The organism is Sinorhizobium garamanticum (assembly GCF_029892065.1).
GTDB lineage: Bacteria > Pseudomonadota > Alphaproteobacteria > Rhizobiales > Rhizobiaceae > Sinorhizobium > Sinorhizobium garamanticum.
The window spans coordinates 4,199,255-4,218,344 of sequence record NZ_CP120373.1 but is presented as its reverse complement, the minus strand read 5'-3'; the positions used below and the strand labels follow the sequence as shown (position 1 = coordinate 4,218,344).

At 62.1% G+C, this 19,090-nt stretch carries 20 protein-coding genes; 11 read left to right on the top strand and 9 right to left on the bottom strand.

Going from position 1 to position 19,090, the window contains the following annotated elements; genetic code table 11:
- Window positions 1-248: 248 nt before the first annotated feature.
- Window positions 249-1,388: an alanine racemase gene (alr, locus tag PZN02_RS19975; RefSeq protein ID WP_280659612.1), complete on the bottom strand. Its 1,140-nt coding sequence runs from the start codon at window positions 1,386-1,388 to the stop codon at window positions 249-251.
- Window positions 1,389-1,531: 143 nt separating this feature from the next.
- Here alr and PZN02_RS19970 point away from each other — a divergent pair, with 143 nt between their 5' ends.
- From PZN02_RS19970 to PZN02_RS19960, 3 genes are all read left to right on the top strand, one after another.
- Window positions 1,532-2,389, top strand: coding sequence for an AraC family transcriptional regulator (locus tag PZN02_RS19970; RefSeq protein WP_280659611.1), 858 nt, complete (start codon window positions 1,532-1,534; stop codon window positions 2,387-2,389).
- 121 nt (window positions 2,390-2,510) lie between these two features.
- Window positions 2,511-3,164, top strand: coding sequence for an AzlC family ABC transporter permease (locus PZN02_RS19965; RefSeq protein ID WP_280661561.1), 654 nt, complete (start codon window positions 2,511-2,513; stop codon window positions 3,162-3,164).
- Window positions 3,161-3,466 (top strand): AzlD family protein, encoded by a 306-nt coding sequence (locus PZN02_RS19960; RefSeq protein WP_280659610.1) that lies wholly within the window; start codon window positions 3,161-3,163, stop codon window positions 3,464-3,466. The genes PZN02_RS19965 and PZN02_RS19960 overlap by 4 nt, the downstream gene beginning before the upstream one ends.
- Window positions 3,467-3,503: 37 nt before the next feature.
- Here the strand turns inward: PZN02_RS19960 and PZN02_RS19955 are convergent, their stop codons facing one another.
- The 5 genes from PZN02_RS19955 to rpsF form a co-directional block, all read right to left on the bottom strand.
- Window positions 3,504-5,003, bottom strand: coding sequence for a replicative DNA helicase (locus tag PZN02_RS19955; RefSeq protein ID WP_280659609.1), 1,500 nt, complete (start codon window positions 5,001-5,003; stop codon window positions 3,504-3,506).
- A 383-nt stretch (window positions 5,004-5,386) separates the two neighbouring features.
- Complete coding sequence (gene rplI / locus PZN02_RS19950) at window positions 5,387-5,962, bottom strand: 50S ribosomal protein L9 (RefSeq protein ID WP_280659608.1); 576 nt, start codon at window positions 5,960-5,962, stop codon at window positions 5,387-5,389.
- A gap of 35 nt (window positions 5,963-5,997) precedes the next feature.
- The gene (locus PZN02_RS19945) at window positions 5,998-6,951 is read right to left on the bottom strand and encodes a YybS family protein (protein ID WP_280659607.1); all 954 of its coding nucleotides are present in this window, start codon (window positions 6,949-6,951) and stop codon (window positions 5,998-6,000) included.
- Between the two features lie 194 nt (window positions 6,952-7,145).
- Complete coding sequence (rpsR, locus tag PZN02_RS19940; RefSeq protein ID WP_012707461.1) at window positions 7,146-7,394, bottom strand: 30S ribosomal protein S18; 249 nt, start codon at window positions 7,392-7,394, stop codon at window positions 7,146-7,148.
- Window positions 7,395-7,418: 24 nt separating this feature from the next.
- Window positions 7,419-7,868, bottom strand: a complete 450-nt coding sequence (rpsF, locus tag PZN02_RS19935) for a 30S ribosomal protein S6 (protein WP_064240898.1) — start codon at window positions 7,866-7,868, stop codon at window positions 7,419-7,421.
- Between the two features lie 346 nt (window positions 7,869-8,214).
- Here rpsF and PZN02_RS19930 point away from each other — a divergent pair, with 346 nt between their 5' ends.
- Entirely contained in the window at window positions 8,215-8,547 is a 333-nt protein-coding gene (locus PZN02_RS19930; RefSeq protein ID WP_280661560.1) for a four-helix bundle copper-binding protein, read from the top strand.
- A 24-nt stretch (window positions 8,548-8,571) separates the two neighbouring features.
- On the opposite strand, the gene PZN02_RS19925 is transcribed toward PZN02_RS19930, so the two are convergent.
- Window positions 8,572-9,615, bottom strand: a complete 1,044-nt coding sequence (locus tag PZN02_RS19925) for an aldo/keto reductase (RefSeq protein ID WP_280659606.1) — start codon at window positions 9,613-9,615, stop codon at window positions 8,572-8,574.
- 344 nt (window positions 9,616-9,959) lie between these two features.
- On the opposite strand from PZN02_RS19925, the gene fabD reads away from it, so the two are divergent.
- The 7 genes from fabD to gmk all read left to right on the top strand — a co-directional run bounded on the left by fabD (window position 9,960) and on the right by gmk (window position 17,114).
- The gene (gene fabD, locus PZN02_RS19920; RefSeq protein WP_280659605.1) at window positions 9,960-10,904 is read left to right on the top strand and encodes an ACP S-malonyltransferase; all 945 of its coding nucleotides are present in this window, start codon (window positions 9,960-9,962) and stop codon (window positions 10,902-10,904) included.
- Window positions 10,905-10,930: 26 nt separating this feature from the next.
- Window positions 10,931-11,668, top strand: a complete 738-nt coding sequence (gene fabG / locus PZN02_RS19915) for a 3-oxoacyl-[acyl-carrier-protein] reductase (RefSeq protein WP_280659604.1) — start codon at window positions 10,931-10,933, stop codon at window positions 11,666-11,668.
- Between the two features lie 333 nt (window positions 11,669-12,001).
- Window positions 12,002-12,238, top strand: a complete 237-nt coding sequence (locus PZN02_RS19910) for an acyl carrier protein (RefSeq protein ID WP_003531676.1) — start codon at window positions 12,002-12,004, stop codon at window positions 12,236-12,238.
- Between the two features lie 216 nt (window positions 12,239-12,454).
- Window positions 12,455-13,720 (top strand): beta-ketoacyl-ACP synthase II, encoded by a 1,266-nt coding sequence (gene fabF, locus PZN02_RS19905; protein ID WP_280659603.1) that lies wholly within the window; start codon window positions 12,455-12,457, stop codon window positions 13,718-13,720.
- 431 nt (window positions 13,721-14,151) lie between these two features.
- Window positions 14,152-15,360: an endolytic transglycosylase MltG gene (mltG, locus tag PZN02_RS19900; protein ID WP_280659602.1), complete on the top strand. Its 1,209-nt coding sequence runs from the start codon at window positions 14,152-14,154 to the stop codon at window positions 15,358-15,360.
- A 203-nt stretch (window positions 15,361-15,563) separates the two neighbouring features.
- Window positions 15,564-16,451, top strand: coding sequence for a YicC/YloC family endoribonuclease (locus PZN02_RS19895; protein ID WP_280661559.1), 888 nt, complete (start codon window positions 15,564-15,566; stop codon window positions 16,449-16,451).
- Window positions 16,452-16,454: 3 nt separating this feature from the next.
- Entirely contained in the window at window positions 16,455-17,114 is a 660-nt protein-coding gene (gmk, locus tag PZN02_RS19890) for a guanylate kinase (protein ID WP_280659601.1), read from the top strand.
- 115 nt (window positions 17,115-17,229) lie between these two features.
- Here the strand turns inward: gmk and rsmA are convergent, their stop codons facing one another.
- On the bottom strand, window positions 17,230-18,060 hold the full coding sequence (gene rsmA / locus PZN02_RS19885; protein WP_280659600.1) for a 16S rRNA (adenine(1518)-N(6)/adenine(1519)-N(6))-dimethyltransferase RsmA: 831 nt from the start codon (window positions 18,058-18,060) through the stop codon (window positions 17,230-17,232).
- Entirely contained in the window at window positions 18,060-19,088 is a 1,029-nt protein-coding gene (gene pdxA, locus PZN02_RS19880; RefSeq protein WP_280659599.1) for a 4-hydroxythreonine-4-phosphate dehydrogenase PdxA, read from the bottom strand. Before pdxA ends, rsmA begins: the two co-directional genes overlap by 1 nt.
- Window positions 19,089-19,090 lie beyond the last annotated feature (2 nt).

Genomic DNA, 19,090 nt, shown 5'->3' with positions numbered 1-19,090 from the left:
CGAGACTAGCTTTCGGATATGCGGGAGACTGCGTGAATACGGCCGTGATTCCGAGAATCACCGCCGTCGTTCACATAATGCCGCGAAATGCAGCCCGGAAGGGTGTTTTTCGGCGACTGTCCGTAGAAGCAACGAAGGTCTAGAGCGCCGTGCGTTCAAACGAACGCACAAAGGACGCTCTAGCTCTTTGATTCTAGAGCATCTTATCCGCCTTCAGCGATGGCGCTGAAATCGGGATGCTCTAGCGTTCAAGAGCCGCCAATATAGCTTCGATGATAGCGATGCCCGAGGCTCGTCAGCAACTCGTAACCGATCGTTCCGCCGGCGCGCGCGACGTCGTCTATCGCGACATTGCGGCCGAAGAGCTCGATATAATCGCCGGCGCGGACAGCCTTTTCCGGGAGGTCGGTGACGTCGAACAGGCTGAGGTCCATGGTGACGCGGCCGACATGCGGCACCTTCCTGCCGTGCAGGAAGCCATAGGCGCCCGAGGGCATCGCCTGCCTGAGCGTCACACCGCCGCCGGAAACCGAACGGTGATATCCGTCGGCGTAGCCGATCGCGACCGTTGCGATGCGGCTTTCGCGGGAGAAGCGAGCCGATGCGCCGTAGCTCGCCGTGGCGCCGGAGGGAACCTTGCGGACCTGGATGATGCGCGCTTCGGCGGTCACCACCGGCTTCATCGGGTTGATCGCACCGTTTACCGCCTCGCCGCCATAAACCGCGATTCCGGGACGGGTAAGATCGAAATGGTAGTCCTTTCCGAGGAAGACACCGCCGGAATTCGCAAGGCTCGCCGGGACGCCCTCGAAGGCGGCGACCGTCTCACGGAAGCGCTCGAGCTGATAGAGATTCATCGGGTGTTTCGGATCGTCGCCGCAGGCAAGATGGCTCATGATCAGCACGGGCGAGAAGCTCGCCGGACGCGCAGGATCGTTGGCAAGCGTGACGGCTTCCTCGACCGACAGCCCGAGCCGGTTCATGCCGGTGTCGACGTGAAGTACGCAAGGATGGTCGCCGCGTTCGGAAAGCGCCGCCATGAAGACGGCGAGTTGCTCCTCCGAGTTGATGATCGGCACGAGATCATTGTCGAAGAAAAGTTCCTCGTTGCCCGGCCACATGCCGGCCAGAATGTAGATGCGCCCATCCGGAACCAACGGGCGGAGCTCCGCGCCTTCTTCCGCGTTGGCGACGAAGAAGTCGCGTGCGCCGGCGGCGTAAAGGGCTGGGGCCGCCTGCGCGATGCCGAGCCCATAGGCATCCGCCTTGAGAACGGCGGCCGCGCGAGCCGCGCCGGAGCGTTCGTTCATGGCGCGCCAATTGTCGGCCAGCGCCGCGAGGTCGATGGTGAGCCTGTTGGAGGCGGAGAGGAATTCAGGGTCGTGCATACCGGAAGCTCTGAGTGGACGATACAGCAGCAATACATGCTGGCGGCGAAGGCGGCAAACGATCGGCTGTCCCCGGCGGCCGCTGAACCTAACGAGCACTTTTGTGCAAGACGCGCAATGATGATGCCGCTAACCTTTGAGCGATGCAGACGATCTCGCAGGAAGAGGCCATCGAGGCCATGCCGCTCAAGGGCGCCGAGCAGACACGCTTCTGGCGTGATGCGCGGTTCAAGGGCATGGAATGCCTGAGCGCCACCTTCATCACCCATGAGTTTGCGCCCCATGCCCACGACACGTTCAGCATCGGCGCAATCGAGGCGGGCTCGCAGATCAGCACGATTAAGGGCGAACGATCACAGACCGGCCCCGGCGATCTCTATCTCATCAATCCCGACGAGATTCACGACGGGCATCCAGGCCTAGACGGCTACCGCTACCGCATGATCTATCCGTCCGTGGAACTGCTGGTCGATGTCATCGAGGACGTCACCGGTCGCGCCTTCAGAGGAACGCCCTGCTTCTCGCGACTGCTGCTTCGTGATCCTGAGCTTGCCGTCGCCTTTCATCGCGCCCACAGGGCCCTCGAGGAAAGGGCGGGTGCCCTGGAGGCGGACGAGGGAATGTTCGGCTTCCTGGCCAAGCTTTTCCAGCGTCACGGCAGCGCCATCATCCTTCCCGTGGAGACGCGCGAGCCTTCGGCCGTGCATCGCGCGAGGGACTATCTGATCGCCAACTATTCCCGCGACCTGGGCCTCGACGAGCTTGCTGAGGTGGCTGGGCTCAGCCGTGCGCATCTGATTCGCGCATTCCGCAAGGAATTCCACATTACCCCGCACGCCTTCTTGACCGACAAGCGCGTGCGCGAAGCAAAGACGCTGCTGCGGCAGGGCTGGTCGGCGGTCGATACGGCCTATCATTGCGGCTTTGCCGATCAGGCGCACTTCACCCGCCACTTCAAAGCAAGAACCGGCGTGACTCCGGGCGCCTTCCGGGCCGGCTGATCACTTTCGTTCAAGACGCGCCGCCTTCTTCGCATCTATTGCGTTGATGCAATTGAAATGCGGAGTGACGGGCGTGAATACCAAGGATGTTTTTCGAGAGTTTGCTGGTGGCGTCAGGGCCATGGCGCCGCTCATCGTCGCCGTTATGCCGATCGGCCTTGTCTTTGGTGCCGTTGCGGCAAGCAAGGGTCTGTCCAGCCTCGAGGTGACGCTGATGAGTGCCTTCGTCTTTGCCGGCGGCTCGCAGTTCGTCGCAATGGACATCTGGAGTCATCCGGCGTCCTGGGCGGCGCTCGGTTTTTCGGCACTGCTCGTCAATATCCGGCACGTGCTGATGAGCGCCTCGATTGGCACCAAGATGCCCGCTTTCTCCGGCCCGGCGAAATACGCCGCAATGCTGCTGCTTGCCGATGAAATCTGGGCAATGGCCGAGACCCGGGCAGCACAGGCTCGCCTGTCCGCCGCCTGGTATGCCGGTCTTGCTGTGCCTTTCTACTTCGTGTGGGTTTTGACAAGCCTCGCGGGCTCGGTGGCCGGCGCTTTCCTTGGCGACCCGAAGGCAATCGGTCTCGACTTTGCCTTTCCGGCGGTCTTTGTCGTTCTGCTGATGGGGTTCTGGAAGGGGCGCGAGACCGGCGCCGTGCTTGCGGCAAGTGCCGCGGCGGCGGTGCTGACTCACCAATTGCTGTCCGGCGTCTGGTATATCGCTGCAGGTGCTGCCGCCGGCGTCATTGCAACGCTTGTCATCGATCAGCGCCGGGAGGCCTGTGCATGACAGTCGATCCGAATGTTTTTCTCGCGATCCTGGCGATGGCCGCAGCGACGGTTCTGACACGCATCAGCGGCTTGCTACTCATCCGTTTCGTGACAATCGGACCGCAACAAAGAAGGGCCTTGGAGGCCATACCGCCGGCTGTCCTAATGGCCGTCATCGCCCCGACCGCGCTTGTCACCGGACCGGCCGAAACGCTTGCGGCGCTCGCGACGGCGCTCGCCGCGACGCGGCTGCCGCTGCTGGCGGCGGTTGCGACGGGTGTGATTGTTGTGGCCGTCGCCAGAGCGCTGATCGGCGCGTGAGAGGCCGGAGCGGAGCGAGGACGCGCTGCCTGCCAGCTCAGTGCTCGTACTGTGTGAAGGACGGATCCGCCAGGTCCGAGAAGCGCGTGAATTCGGACTGGAAGGCGAGCTTCACCGTGCCGGTCGGCCCATGTCGCTGTTTGGCGATGATCACGTCGGCCGTGCCCTTCACCTGCTCCATCTTCATCTTCCAATCTTCGTATTTCGGATCGAGTTCGTCGCGCGGTTCCATGTTCTTCACATAGTATTCCTCGCGGAACACGAAGAGGACGACGTCGGCGTCCTGCTCGATCGATCCGGATTCACGCAGGTCCGAGAGCTGCGGGCGCTTGTCTTCACGGCTTTCCACGGCGCGCGAGAGCTGTGAGAGCGCGATGATCGGCACGTTCAGTTCCTTGCCGAGCGCCTTGAGGCCGGTGGTGATTTCGGTGATTTCCTGCACCCGGTTCTCGCCCGATTTCTTGGAACCGGTCATGAGTTGGACGTAGTCGACCACGAGCACGTCGAGGCCACGCTGACGTTTGAGGCGACGGGCGCGCGCCGCGAGCTGGGCGATCGAGATACCACCGGTCTGGTCGATATAGAGCGGCACCTTCTGCATCATCATCGAGCAGGCGACGAGCTTCTCGAAATCGGCTTCCGAAATGTCGCCGCGCCGGATCTTCGAGGACGAAACCTCGGTCTGCTCGGAGATGATACGCGTGGCGAGCTGCTCGGACGACATTTCGAGGGAATAGAAGCCTACGACACCGCCGTTCCTCGCCTTGAAGGAGCCGTCCGGTTGCACCTCGGGCTCATAAGCTGCGGCGATGTTGTAGGCGATGTTGGTCGCGAGCGACGTCTTGCCCATGCCAGGGCGCCCGGCGAGTATGATCAGGTCCGAACGCTGCAGGCCGCCCATCTTTCCATCGAGCGATTGGATGCCGGTCGAAATGCCGGAGAGATGGCCGTCCCTGTCCTTCGCCGTCGCAGCCATGTCGATGGCGAGTGTCACAGCGTCGCTGAATGACTGGAAGCCGCCGTCATAGCGTCCTGTTTCGGCAAGTTCGAAAAGGCGCCGCTCCGCGTCCTCGATCTGGCTCTGCGGAGGCATGTCGAGCGGCGCGTCATAGGCGATGTTGACCATATCCTCGCCGATGGTGATCAGTGAGCGGCGGAGCGCCAGGTCGTAGATGGCGCGGCCGTAATCCTCGGCATTGATGATCGACACGGCTTCGGCCGCAAGGCGTGCGAGATATTGGGCAACGGTCAGGTCGCCGACTTTTTCGTCCGCCTTGAGGAAGGTCTTGATCGTGACCGGGTTGGCGGTCTTGCCCATGCGGATGATCTCGCCGGCAACCTCGAAGATGCGGCGGTGCAACGGCTCGAACAGATGCACCGGCTTCAGGAAATCGGACACCCGGTAGAACGCGTCGTTGTTGACCAGGATCGCGCCAAGCAAGGCCTGCTCGGCTTCGAGATTGTTCGGCGCTTCGCGATAGTGCTGGTCCGCCTGATCCTTGGCCAAGGGAGCGAGCTTGCGCGCTGCGTCGTTCATCGTCTGTCCGTTTCCGCGTGTAATTTTTCTGAGCTATCCCGTGTGCTTTCTACGCCCTCACGAGTCTAGTGTAAGCGTGCAACAGTGCCGAAGCATGCAACCCCGCCCACTGCCTTTGCCCGTTGTTCGACTGATCCACAGGGGCAGCGTCGAAGCGCCGAAAAAATATCCATCGCCGGGCAGTGGCGGTTGACGTCGTGAGTGCTGGCAACGTACCCGATTCGCGTTCGAACGTCCCTCTGCAACCGTCATCCAAGTCGACAAGGCCGCTGAATCACCATCGTGCGGGTGCGCGTAGATGCGCTTCACTGCCGCCGCTCGCTGCAGACAAAAAAGCCCGGATCGAAGGATCCGGGCCTTTTTTCGAAGTATGCCTTTGAAGATTATTCTTCTTCAGTTTCGAACTCGGCTTCCGGGTTGAAGAAGTCTTCCGGCTTCAGGGCGTCTTCGTCGACACCGTAGATGGCGTCGGCGGACGTCAGGCTTTCGCCCTTGGCCTGGCGCTCGGCTTCTTCCGTCGAACGGGCGACGTTGACTTCGACGGCGATCTCGACTTCCGCATGCAGGTGCAGCGTGACCTTGTGCACGCCGATCGCCTTGATCGGGTGGTTGAGATCGACCTGGTTGCGGTTGATGTTGAAGCCTTCGGCAGCAAGCGCCTCGACGATGTCACGGGCAGCAACCGAGCCGTAGAGCTGGCCGGTTTCACCAGCGGAGCGGACGATGATGAAGGACTTGCCGTCGAGCTTGTCTGCGACCTTCTGGGCTTCGGACTTGCGCTCGAGGTTGCGGGCTTCGAGCGTCGCGCGCTCGGATTCAAAACGTGCCTTGTTGGCGGAGTTGGCGCGCAGCGCCTTGCCGAGCGGCAGCAGGTAGTTGCGTGCGAAGCCGTCGCGAACCTTTACGGTTTCGCCCATCTGGCCGAGCTTGGCGATGCGTTCGAGGAGAATGACTTCCATTTCGATTTCCTTTCAGTTTGTCGTTGTTTCGTTGGTCAGTTTTTTCCCGTCGGCGTGACCGCGATGGTGCGTCGCGTGTCGGTCAGGCCGGACAGGAGGAAGAACACAGCCGGGATCGTGAACACGAGCACCGACAGGTAGGCGATCCACAGAACGGGAAGCCGCCAGGACTTGCCACGCGTGCGGAAGTGGAACGAGGCAAAGCCCGAGAGCAGGAAGCCTGCGCCGAACGTGCCGCAAATGAGGGCGCCGATCGCCGCCGGCGCTCCGCCGAGAAAGGCGAGGACCAGGCCGGCGAGAAACATAAAAATGGCGTTGCGCGGCATCCTCAACGACGACGGAATGTCTTCGCGCGGACGCAGCGACCCTCCGGACATCTGGACGGTCCGGGTTGCGAGATAATAGGCGGCAAATAGCATCAGCACCCAGATTGCACCCTGCACGAGCGGCAGCGCGAGCGTGAACATCGACTTGATCTGGGCAATTGCCGCGGCATCCGGATTGTAGAGCGGCTCCTGCGCCTTTACCGCCTCGATCACCATGTCGATCATCTGGTCCGAGACGCTGGAATCGTAACCGACGATGTAGCCGACGATGATCATGCCGACGGTAACGAGCCCGGCGAGATGGCCGAGGATGTCAGACAACGGATACCAGGCTAGGGCGCCGTCGGGGCCGCCGAGTTCGGGGGCCGGGCGCGCAAGGTTTGCGAGGTGGCTGAGCCAGCCGGCCGGAACAAGCGTCACGAGCAGGATCAGCAGCGCGAAATAGGAGGAAACGAGCGTGGCGGCAGTCGCGCCGGCAACGACGATCGCGACGATCGCGGCTGCGTTGCCCCAGCCGAGGCCGGCGATCAGGATGGGCAGTGCGGACGCTGCGTAGAGAACGATCGCAAAGGACGACTGCGTGTTCGCGCCCATCGACAGAACGGCGGCGGTAATGCCGGCGAGGGCGCCGGTGATCAGCGATGTCCTGTTCCAGATATTCACGTTCGCTGTCCTGCTTCAACGCAGTTAGGGGTCGCCGTCGAGCTTTGGCCCCAACATGGGATTTTGGCGCATGCGCCGGTTCCGATCCGCGCCCACCGCGGAAGGGAGAAAAGCAAGGCACTCACGGTGCGGAAGTGCCTTGCCTCGGAGTCAGCTTCCGTCGAGTCAACCGACTGACGGAGAGTCAGTTCGCCTTACGATACGACGTAGGGCAGCAGGCCGAGGAAGCGTGCGCGCTTGATCGCCTGGGCGAGTTCGCGCTGCTTCTTCTGGGATACGGCCGTGATGCGGGACGGAACGATCTTGCCGCGCTCGGAAATGTAGCGCTGCAGGAGGCGGACGTCCTTGTAGTCGATCCGCGGAGCGTTCGCGCCCGAGAAGGGGCAGGTCTTGCGGCGACGGTGGAACGGACGGCGTACCGGAGCGGAAGAAACTTCAGCCATTGTTTTTATCTCCTAAGCTTCGGGTTACGCGCGGTCTTCACGCGGACGGCGCGGACGGTCTTCACGGTCGCCACGGTCCGGGCGCGGACCACGATCGCCGAAACCACCACGGTCCGGACGGTCGCCATCGCGGCGCGGACGATCGTCGCGATCGCGCTTCTGCATCATCGCGGACGGGCCTTCCTCGTGCTTTTCGACGGCGATCGTCATGTAGCGCAGGACGTCTTCGTTGATGCGCATCTGGCGCTCTACTTCGTGCACGGCCGGTGCCGGAGCATCGATGTCCATCAGGACGTAATGAGCCTTGCGGTTCTTCTTGATGCGGTAGGTGAGGGACTTCAGGCCCCAGTTCTCAACGCGACCGACCTTGCCGCCGTTCGCTTCGATGACACCCTTGTACTGCTCGACGAGGGCATCGACCTGCTGCGGCGTGATATCCTGCCGGGCAAGGAATACGTGTTCATAAAGAGCCATTGTGGCTTGCCTTTCTTGCGTTAATCAGCCCGGACCTCGGCGGCTAAGCCTCAACGACTGTTCTATGGGCCGCGAGGCGGCCGGCAAGAAAGTGTTGTATCGAGACGGTCGAGAGCGGAGACACGGGAGGCTGGAATGCCTTGCATTCCTGGCGGCTTCCAACGCGGAAACCGGCCCTCCGTTCAGCCACCAGCCAGAAGACCGGGTGTTTCGAACAGCGCGCTTATACGGATTTTCCGCTGAAATGCAAGCCGCGATCCGAACTTCGGCGTCCGGGGCTGTCCGTGGGAACAATCACCAAGCGTTGCTGTTGGATAACGGCAACTCAAAACAGCGGGAGTCGACGATGGCCCATGTTGATCCAAGAATGCAAGCGTGCATCGACAATTGCCTGGATTGCTATGCCGCCTGCCTGTCGACCGCGATGAATCATTGCCTCCAGGCGGGCGGCGAACATACCGAGCCGGCGCATTTCAGGCTGATGGCGGCCTGCGCCGAGATCTGCCGGACCGCGGCGCATTTCATGTTGATCGGGAGCCCTCATCACCCGCATCTGTGCCGGGAATGTGCGGAAATCTGCACCGAATGCGCCAAGGATTGCGAGCGCATCGGCGACATGGCCGAATGCGCCGAAGCCTGCTGGCGCTGCGCCGAGAGTTGCCGTCAGATGGCGGCTTGAGCCCCGCTTCGCGGCGGGAACGGCTCAGATCGGCGCCGGGTAGAGCCGATGGAGGCGCCGGATGCCGTTCATCACATCTTGCGAAAGCGTGATAGCGGCACCGCCGATGTCGGTCCTCAATTGTTCCGTCGACGTTGCGCCGATGATGACCGAAGCCATGAAAGGGCGTGCCAGGCAGAAGGCAATCGCCATCTGCGCCGGATCGAGGCCATGCTCGCGGGCGAGCGCTACATAGGCGGCAACGGCGGGTTCCTGGTGCGGCGTGAAGCGGCCGCCGAGATCGCCGTTGATCGACAGGCGCGATCCTGCAGGTTTTGCCCCCTCCAGATATTTGCCGGTCAGGAGACCGGCCGCGAGCGGCGAATAGGCAAGCAGGCCGACATCCTCATGATGGGACAGCTCCGCCAGATCGAGATCATAAGCGCGATAGAGCAGGTTGTATTCGTTCTGGATAGTCGCGACGCGCGGCAGGCCACATCTGTTGGAAAGATCGAGCATCCTCATCGTGCCCCAGGCGGTATCGTTGGAGAGGCCGATCGCGCGGATCTTGCCGGCCTTCACGAGCTCGCCAAGCTTGTCGAGGATCGCCTTCAGGTCGGCGGCGACATGCTCCTTGTCCTGCTTCGACGGGTCGTAGGACCAGGCATTGCGGAAGTGATAGTGGCCGCGATTCGGCCAATGAAGCTGGTAGAGGTCCACATAGTCCGTCTTCAGCCGCTTGAGGCTGGCATTCAGGGCCTCCTCGATCCCTTCGGGCGTCATTGGTCCGCCGTCGCGGATATAAGGACGGCCGGGGCCGGCGACCTTGGTCGCGAGGACCACCTCGTCGCGCCGGCCGCGTGCCGCCAGCCAGTTCCCGATGATGCGTTCCGTGTTGCCGTAGGTTTCCGCCGAAAGCGGTGTCGTCGGATAGAGTTCGGCCGTATCGATGAAATTGACGCCACGGTCGAAGGCGTAATTAAGCTGTCCATGGGCTTCGCTCTGCGTATTCTGCGAGCCCCAGGTCATTGTGCCGAGGCAGATTTCCGAAACCTTGATGCCTGTGCGGCCCAGCGTGTTGTAGCGCATGAAGTAGCGTCCTCGTGGAGGGCGGTTTCGCGCCGGTGGGAGGGAAGGGCGCGCCGCCAATAAATTGAGTGGTGCCGCGGTCTATGGCTGTTTTGCGGGCGCGGCAGCAAATGCGCGGGCAAACTTACGCCTTGATTGACGAAGATCAAGGGCAAAAGCCTGTTCGCAGCGGTGAAGGACGGCCTCCGCGCTTGACACCCTCTTCAGGAATGTGAATGGAGAGGAAAACTGGCGCGGATGAGGCATGTGAGGCGGTTTGCGCCGGCATCCGCTCTAATGTGTAAAGAACGATCGCGAGGGTCTGGTTGGTTCCGATCGTCTCATGATCCAGGGAGGGGCACCCCATGAGCATTGCATTCACGTTCCCCGGGCAGGGCAGTCAGGCTGTCGGCATGGGCAAGGATCTGGCGGACGCCTTTCCGGAGGCGGCGGCCGTCTTCGCCGAGGTCGATGAAGCGCTCGGCGAGAAGCTGTCGGACGTCATGTGGAACGGACCGGAGGAAACGCTGACGCTGACGGCAAACGCTCAGCCGGCGCTGATGGCCGTCTCCATGGCCGTGATCCGCGTGCTTGAGGCCAAGGGGCTCGATCTCAAGAACAAGGTCGCTTTCGTCGCCGGCCATTCGCTTGGCGAATATTCAGCACTTTGCGCTGCCGGAACATTTTCGCTTGCCGATGCCGCACGGCTCCTGCGCATTCGCGGCAATGCGATGCAGGCGGCTGTCCCCGTCGGCAAAGGCGCAATGGCGGCCATCATCGGCCTGGAACATGCGGACGTTGACGCGGTTTGTCGTGAGGCGTCCTCGCTCGGCTCCTGCCAGATCGCCAACGACAATGGCGGCGGGCAGTTGGTGATCTCGGGCGAGAAGCAGGCAGTGGAGAAGGCAGCCGCACTCGCCTCGGCAAAGGGCGCCAAACGCGCGCTCATGCTGCCGGTCTCCGCACCTTTCCACTCCTCGCTGATGGCGCCCGCCGCTGACGCCATGCGCGACGCACTCGCCAGGGTCGAGAAGCGCGACCCCTCCGTTCCGCTTGTGGCGAATGTTCTGGCTGCTCCGGTGAGCGACGCCGGCGAGATCGCCCGGTTGCTCGTCGAGCAAGTGACCGGCCAGGTGCGTTGGCGCGAAACGGTCGAGTGGTTTGCGGCCAACAACGTCACCACGCTTTATGAAATCGGCTCGGGCAAGGTCCTGACGGGACTTGCTCGGCGGATCGACAAAACTGTCAGCGGCATCGCCGTCAATACGCCCGCCGATATCGACACGGCGCTCGCCGCCCTTCTGGCCTGAGCGCTCCAGCTATAAGGAACAAGCCCATGTTTGATCTTTCCGGCCGCAAGGCTCTCGTCACCGGCGCATCCGGCGGAATCGGCGAGGAAATCGCCCGCATCCTGCACGCACAGGGCGCCATCGTCGGCCTGCATGGCACGCGCGTCGAGAAGCTCGAAGCGCTCGCCAACACGCTTGGCGAGCGTGTCCAGATCTTCCCTGCCAACCTTTCCGACCGTGCCGAAGTCAAGGCGCTTGGCGAGAAGGCGGAGGCTGAACTCGGCGGCGTCGATATCCTCGTCAACAATGCTGGCATCACCAAGGACGGGCTTTTCGTCCGCATGAGTGATGAAGACTGGGACAGCGTCATCGAGGTCAATCTCACGGCGGTCTTCCGCCTGACCCGTGAGCTCACTCACCCGATGATGCGTCGCCGATTCGGCCGCATCGTCAACATCACCTCCGTCGTCGGCGTCACCGGGAATCCAGGGCAGGCCAACTATTGTGCCTCGAAGGCCGGCATGATCGGCTTCTCCAAGTCGCTCGCGCAGGAAATCGCCACCCGTAACGTTACCGTCAACTGCGTCGCTCCGGGCTTCATCGAAAGTGCGATGACCGGTAAGCTTAATGACAAGCAGAAGGAGGCCATCATGGGTGCGATCCCGATGCGGCGGATGGGCTCGGGTGCAGAGGTCGCATCCGCCGTTGCATATCTCGCTTCGAACGAAGCAGGGTACGTCACCGGCCAGACCATTCACGTCAATGGCGGCATGGCGATGATCTGATCCGACACCGGCGGCGAACGGCGCATGTGACCCGTCGCCGCCACCTGGTTCGCCGCCTTCACCGGTCGATGCCAAATGCCTGAAATTCAATGTTGACCAAGCGAATGTCGGGCATTTTCGCCCTTTGCGGCAGACTTAAACCGTGTTAATCGGGCCATGACTGTGCGCAGTCGACCGGTCCGGCTAGGTGTCCGGCAGCCCTTGCTGCCTTGGGTTTTCCGCGGGTTCGGTTGGATGGATTGCCCGGCGGACCATCTTGGTCTATCAGGCTTGAATGAAAGTGACGGCGCCAAGAATGGCGCCGCAGAGAAACCAAGGTCGAGGAACTCCGACATGAGCGATATCGCAGAACGCGTGAAGAAAATTGTTATTGATCATCTTGGCGTCGACGCCGAAAAGGTCAGCGAAGGCGCAAGCTTCATCGATGACCTCGGCGCGGACTCGCTCGACACCGTCGAATTGGTCATGGCATTCGAAGAAGAATTCGGTGTCGAGATCCCAGATGACGCAGCAGATTCGATCCTGACCGTCGGCGACGCCGTCAAGTTCATCGAGAAGGCTCAAGCCTGATCTTTACGGTCTAGGCCGTTGACGGGCCGCATGTGCGGCCCGTACCAGCCCAGGGAGTGGGCTGGCCTGCGTCGACCGCGGGTCTCGATCAGCAAAGCGTTCCCGCCTTTCCCTCTGATCGTCACATGAGAAGCTTACAATGGATGCACGGATCGGGGTCGTCACGCGTGGTCCGGTCCGGCTCTAGAACTGAACAGTCAGGGTGGGTCACGGTTTATGAGACGTGTCGTTATCACCGGTACCGGCATGGTATCTCCTTTGGGTTGCGGAACCGAGGTCAGTTGGTCGCGTCTTATCGCGGGCCAGAACGCTGCGCGCAAGGTCACCGAATTCGAGGTTGAGGATCTTCCTGCCAAGATCGCCTGCCGTATTCCTTTCGGCGACGGCTCGGACGGTACCTTCAATGCTGACGACTGGATGGAGCCGAAGGAGCAGCGCAAGGTCGATCCCTTCATCGTTTATGCGATGGCGGCCGCCGACATGGCACTGGCCGATGCCGACTGGAAGCCGGAAAGCGATGAGGACCAGATTGCGACCGGCGTGCTGATCGGCTCTGGCATCGGTGGTCTCGAGGGTATCGTCGACGCGGGCTATACGCTGCGCGACAAGGGCCCGCGTCGTATTTCTCCGTTCTTCATTCCCGGCCGTCTGATCAATCTCGCGTCGGGTCAGGTTTCCATTCGCCACAAGCTGCGTGGCCCGAACCATTCGGTGGTGACCGCCTGCTCGACGGGCGCGCACGCGATCGGCGACGCAAGTCGGCTGATCGCGCTCGGCGATGCCGACGTGATGGTGGCGGGCGGCACCGAATCGCCGATCTGCCGCATCTCGCTCGCAGGTTTCGCGGCCTGCAAGGCGCTCTCGACCCAGCACAACGATAACCCGGAAAAGGCATCGCGCCCCTATGACGCCGATCGCGACGGTTTCGTCATGGGTGAGGGCGCAGGCGTCGTCATCCTCGAAGAGCTGGAACATGCGAAGGCACGCGGCGCCAAGATCTATGCCGAAATCGTCGGCTATGGTCTGTCCGGCGACGCCTTCCACATCACCGCTCCATCCGAGGACGGCGACGGCGCCTATCGTTGCATGCAAATGGCATTGAAGCGCGCCGGTCTGATGGCCGCCGATATCGACTATATCAATGCTCACGGCACGTCGACGATGGCCGACACGATCGAGCTCGGCGCGGTCGAGCGGCTGGTCGGCAACAGCGCTTCCAAGATATCCATGTCGTCGACCAAGTCGGCAATCGGACACCTGCTCGGCGCCGCGGGCGCGATCGAGGCGATCTTCTCGGCGCTTGCGATTCGCGACAATATCGCTCCGCCGACCCTGAACCTCGACAATCCCTCCGTCGAGACAAAGATCGACCTGGTGCCGCATGTTGCGCGCAAGCGGGAGATCAACGTCGCGCTGTCGAACTCCTTTGGTTTCGGCGGCACGAATGCCTCGCTGGTGCTGCGCCGCTATAACGGCAACTAATGCATGTCGCCCGAAAGTGTGCCGCGGTTTCGGGACAACGACATGCATGCAAACAAAGACTTAAAGCGCATCGCGTGGGTCCATTTGAATGCGGCGCACTTTAAGACCGATTACACGAGACAATCGATCATGGCGGTTCTCGGCTAGATCTGCCAAGGATCGTCATCGCGTCGGAAAACCGCTTTCGACCATCCGGCGCAGTTCAAACGCCGGCTTGTGATCCTGCTTTTTGCCGCATTGCTCGCTACAAGCTGTAATCGGAGGATTCGCCGTCGCAGGTCGGCGACGCCGAGACTATGTTCGCGCAAGGCATTTCTGACAATTTGTAGAACATCCATTGCTCTGACACATTCAGCTTGCCGTCGGTCTAAGCCGAAATTCGCATCGGTGGCAGCTCAGTCGAGATTGCGAATTTCGGATTCGGGATAATCGTGAGCGACTCAAACGATAACAGCGCGGCACAGTTCGGCCGCAATGAAACCGGGAGCAATGGGCCGATCATCCCGAAATCGGCAAGCGAGGCCCTGCGCCCGGAAAAGGTTCCGCAACCGCCGAAGCGTTCCCGCAAGGCGCGCAGCCAGGTCGTCATCTTTCTCAATTTCGTGATGACGGTCATCGTCTTCGTGGCGCTCGCAGCCGCCGGCGCGGTCTATTATGCGATGCACGAATACGAAAAGCCCGGCCCGCTGGAAGCCAACAAGAACTTCATTGTTCGCAATGGCGCCGGCATCAGCGAAATTGCCAGCGGCCTTGAGCGCAACAACATCATTACCGACGGACGCGTGTTCCGTTTCGTGTCTGAGGCCTATCTCGACAACGAAACCCTGAAAGCGGGCGAATACGAGATCAAGGCCGGATCGTCGATGCAGGAAATCATGCAACTGCTGAAGTCCGGCAAGTCGATCCTGTACTCCGTTTCGCTTCCGGAGGGACTGACGGTCAAGCAGATGTTCAAGAAGCTTGCCGACGATCCGGTGCTGGTCGGCGACCTGCCGCTGGATCTGCCGTCGGAGGGCTCGCTCAAGCCTGACACTTACAAGTTCACCCGCGGCACCAAGCGTGCCGAGATCGTTCAGCAGATGATTGCGGCGCAGAAGGCTTTGGTCGATCAGATCTGGGAAATGCGCGACCCCGATCTTCCGGTCACGAACGTCGAGGAGTTCGTGACACTGGCCTCGATCGTCGAAAAGGAAACGGGCCGCGCAGACGAGCGGCCGCGCGTGGCATCGGTCTTTATCAACCGCCTCGAAAAGGGCATGCGGCTGCAATCCGACCCCACCATTATCTACGGCATCTTCGGCGGGGAGGGGAAGCCGGCGGACCGGGCAATCCTGAAGTCGGACCTTGATAAGCAAACGCCATACAACACCTATCTCATCAAAGGGCTGCCGCCGACCCCGATCGCCAATCCGGGCCGCGCGGCACTCGAAGCCGTCGCCAACCCTTCGCGCACGCCGGAACTTTATTTCGTCGCGGACGGAACGGGCGGCCATGTCTTTGCCGCGACGCTGGATGAACACAACGCCAACGTCAGGCGTTGGAGAAAGGTCGAAGCGGAGAAGGCGGCAGAGGCAGCCAAGGCGGCAGAAGCGGCCAAAACCGCCGAGCCGACAGTGACACCGGCCGAGGCGGCGCAGTAACAGGCCCTTATTGTGGACGGACAGGGTGCGGCGCGGATATCCCTTGCGGGATGCCGCGCCGTCGCCCTATTGGTTTTGCGACTGCAGCGCCCCGCGGCTTTTCAGACGCGCAGAGGTCGCCATCGCACTTTGAAACGCTGCATGGCTTCATCTTCGAATCGACGTCGATTTAGGAAAACATGCAGCAGCGGACGGAGGTAATGATGCCGCTCCAATCGATGACTGGCTTTGCAAGGAGGGAAGGCAGCAGCGGACGCCATCGCTGGGCCTGGGAATTGCGGTCGGTTAACGGCAAGGGGCTCGATATTCGCCTCCGCTTGCCGCAGGGCCTTGAACGCTTCGAGCCCGACTGCCGGCGCCTTGCCTCGGAATATTTCGCTCGCGGCAATCTGCAAATCGGCCTCAACGTCAGCGGCGGCGAGGCCGCCGTCGAGGCCGTCATCAACCAGGGTGCGTTGTCGGCCGTATTGAGGCTGCGCGAGCAGCTTGGTGATCTCGTCGATCCCGCGCCGCTGAAGTTCGACACGCTGCTCTCGATCCGCGGCATCGTCGACTTTCGGGAGCCGGAAGAAAGCGAAAGCGAGCGCGCCGGACGCGACGCCGATATCCTCTCCGGCTTGGCGCTCGCGCTTGGAGACTTGCGGTCCATGCGCGAAGAGGAGGGGGCGGCGCTCGGCCAGATCCTGCTTGCGCATGTGGATCGCATCGAGCAATTGACAGCCAGCGTGGAGAGCGACCCGTCCCGGAGCCCTTCCGCGATCGCCGAACGGCTGGCGCAGCAGGTGGCGCTGATAATGGAGGGCGCGTCCTCCCTCGACCGCGAAAGACTGCACGCGGAGGTCGCTTTGCTTGCCACGAAAGCGGATCTTAGAGAGGAGATCGACCGTCTCGGTTCGCACGTCGCCGCCGCTCGCGATCTTCTCGCTAAGGGCGGCCCCGTCGGCCGCAAGCTGGATTTCCTGGCACAGGAATTTAACCGCGAATCGAATACCATCTGTTCGAAGTCGAATGCGGCCGCCGTTTCGGCCGCTGGAATCGAGTTGAAGGTCGTGATCGATCAGTTTCGCGAGCAGGTTCAGAATCTGGAGTAAGACATGAAATCGGCGACCGCTTCGCCCATCAAGATCGCCCGCCGTGGGTTGATGCTCGTAATTTCGTCGCCGTCGGGTGCCGGTAAGTCGACGATCGCCCGCAACCTCTTGGAGGCCGATCCGGAACTCAGCATCTCGGTGAGCGTGACGACACGCGCCAAGCGCTCGAGCGAGATCGAGGGGCGGCATTATTTTTTCAAGTCGATCCGCGAATTCGAGGCGCTGCGAACGACAGACTCGCTCCTCGAATGGGCGGAGGTGCACGGCAACTTCTATGGAACCCCGCGCGATGCCGTCGAGGCGGCGATGGCCGAAGGTCGTGACATGCTCTTCGACATCGATTGGCAGGGCGCCCAGCAATTGCAGGAAAAGATGGGCGGCGATGTCGTCTCGATCTTCATTCTGCCGCCGTCCATGGCCGAATTGCAGTCGCGGCTGCACCGGCGCGCCGAGGACAGCGAGGAAGTGATTGCAACCCGGCTCGCCAATTCACGCGCAGAGATCGAACATTGGCGTGAATACGACTATATCGTCGTCAACGACGATCTCGATCGGGCGTTCTCTGCCGTCCGGGCGATCGTGGAAGCCGAACGCCTGCGCCGCGACCGCCGCCCCGGCCTGTTCGAGTTCGTCAACGGGCTGCTGATGGAAAATCCCTTTTAATCAAGAAGGGCGTCTCTGGACCTTCATTGTTTCATCGAAACAGTGAAATGATCTATCTCTTTGAATTTGCGCAATTCCGGACGGAAAACCGCCACACACGTTTCCTGGAATTGCTCTAACCACCGAGACAGTTCGCAAGGCGACAAAATTCCTCGACGGTCAGCGTTTCGGCGCGCCTTTGGGGATCGATGTCAGCCCTTGCCAGCAGCGCCTCGCCACCCAGGCTTTTCAGGCTCTGACGCAGCATTTTGCGGCGTTGGCCGAAGGCGGCCTGCGTCACTTTTTCGAGGGCGGAGACAGGGCAAGGGATCGGGTCGGCGATCGGCTCCAGATGGACGACTGACGAGGTGACCTTGGGCGGCGGCGTGAAAGCTTGCGGTGAAACGTCGAAGGCCATGCGCGCCTTTGTCCGCCAGCCACAGAGAACGCCCAGACGGCCATAGTGGTCGTCGTCGGCACCCGCCACGATCCGCAGACCAACTTCGCGCTGGAACATCAGCGTCATCGACTGCCAGAACGGCGGCCATTGCTCCGGCAGCAGCCAGTTGACGAGAAGCTGCGTGCCGACGTTGTAGGGCAGGTTGGCGATGATGCGCACCGGGCCGCTGGCGAGCGTTTCGAATGGGACCTTCAGCGCATCGGCCTCGATCACGTCGAGCCGTCCAGGATAGTGGGCGGCGACTTCGGCTAGTGCCGGCAGGCAGCGGGCGTCGCGTTCGATCGCCACGACCTTTTTGGCGCCGAGCGCCAGGATCGCCCGCGTGAGGCCACCCGGCCCCGGTCCAACTTCGATGACGGTCACGCCGTCGAGCGGACCGGCCGTACGCGCGATCTTCTGGGTGAGATTGAGGTCCAGCAGGAAATTCTGCCCGAGCGCCTTCTTTGCGTCGAGACCGTGACGCTGGATGACGTCTCTGAGCGGCGGCAGACCGTCGAGCGCCGCCATCAGCGATGCGTCCCTTCCGTATTGGCGGCGAGCTCCGCTCCGAGGCGAAGCGCTGCTAGCAGACTGTCTTCGCGCGCGATGCCTTTTGCGGCGATGCCGAAAGCGGTGCCGTGGTCCGGCGACGTTCTGATAAAGGGCAGCCCGAGCGTGACATTCACGCTGTCGTCGAAGCCAAGCGCCTTCGCGGGTATCAATGCCTGGTCATGATACATGCAGATCGCTGCGTCGTAGGTCTCCCTGGCGCGGTCGTGGAACATAGTATCAGCCGGGAGGGGGCCGACGATATCCAGTCCCTCGGCGCGGAGCCGGTTTACGACGGGACGGATGAGGGCATCGTCCTCGAGGCCGAGCGCACCGCCTTCGCCCGCGTGCGGGTTGAGACCGGCCACCGCAAGGCGCGGCCTCGCCAAGCCGAAGCGGCTTCGGAGGTCGGCAGCCGTTATCATGCAGGTCTGGTGGATCAAGTCCTGCGTCAGCGCGCCGGGAACATCCTTGAGCGGAATATGGATCGTGACGGGAACCGCACGCAGCTTCGGTCCGGCCAGCATCATCACCGGCAGGGCGGGCACCCCGGTTTCCTTTTCCGCGAGATGCGCGAGGTATTCGGTGTGGCCAGGGAAGCGAAAGCCGGCTTCGTAGAGCACAGCCTTGGCAATAGGGTTGGTGGCGACCGCCGTTGCTTCGCCGGCCATGACGAGCCGCACGGCGGTATCGATGGCGGCGGTGACGGCGAAGGCGTTGGCCGCATCGGGTTGACCGGCGACAACCGGAGCCGCACACAGCACCGGCAATACGGGTAGGGCGTCCGCGAAGACCGCGCAGGCATCGAGGCAATCGGTTTCCGTTATCCGCACCGCTTGGCCGAGAGCCTTTGCGCGGGCCGAAAGCACCGCAGGATCGCCAATCAGGAGGAAGGGCGGCGTCGCCCGTGTCTCGCGCCTTGCCCACACGGCCAGGCTGATGTCCGGGCCGATACCGGCCGGGTCGCCCATCGTCAGGGCGATCGGCCTGCCGCTCGTCTTGTTCATGG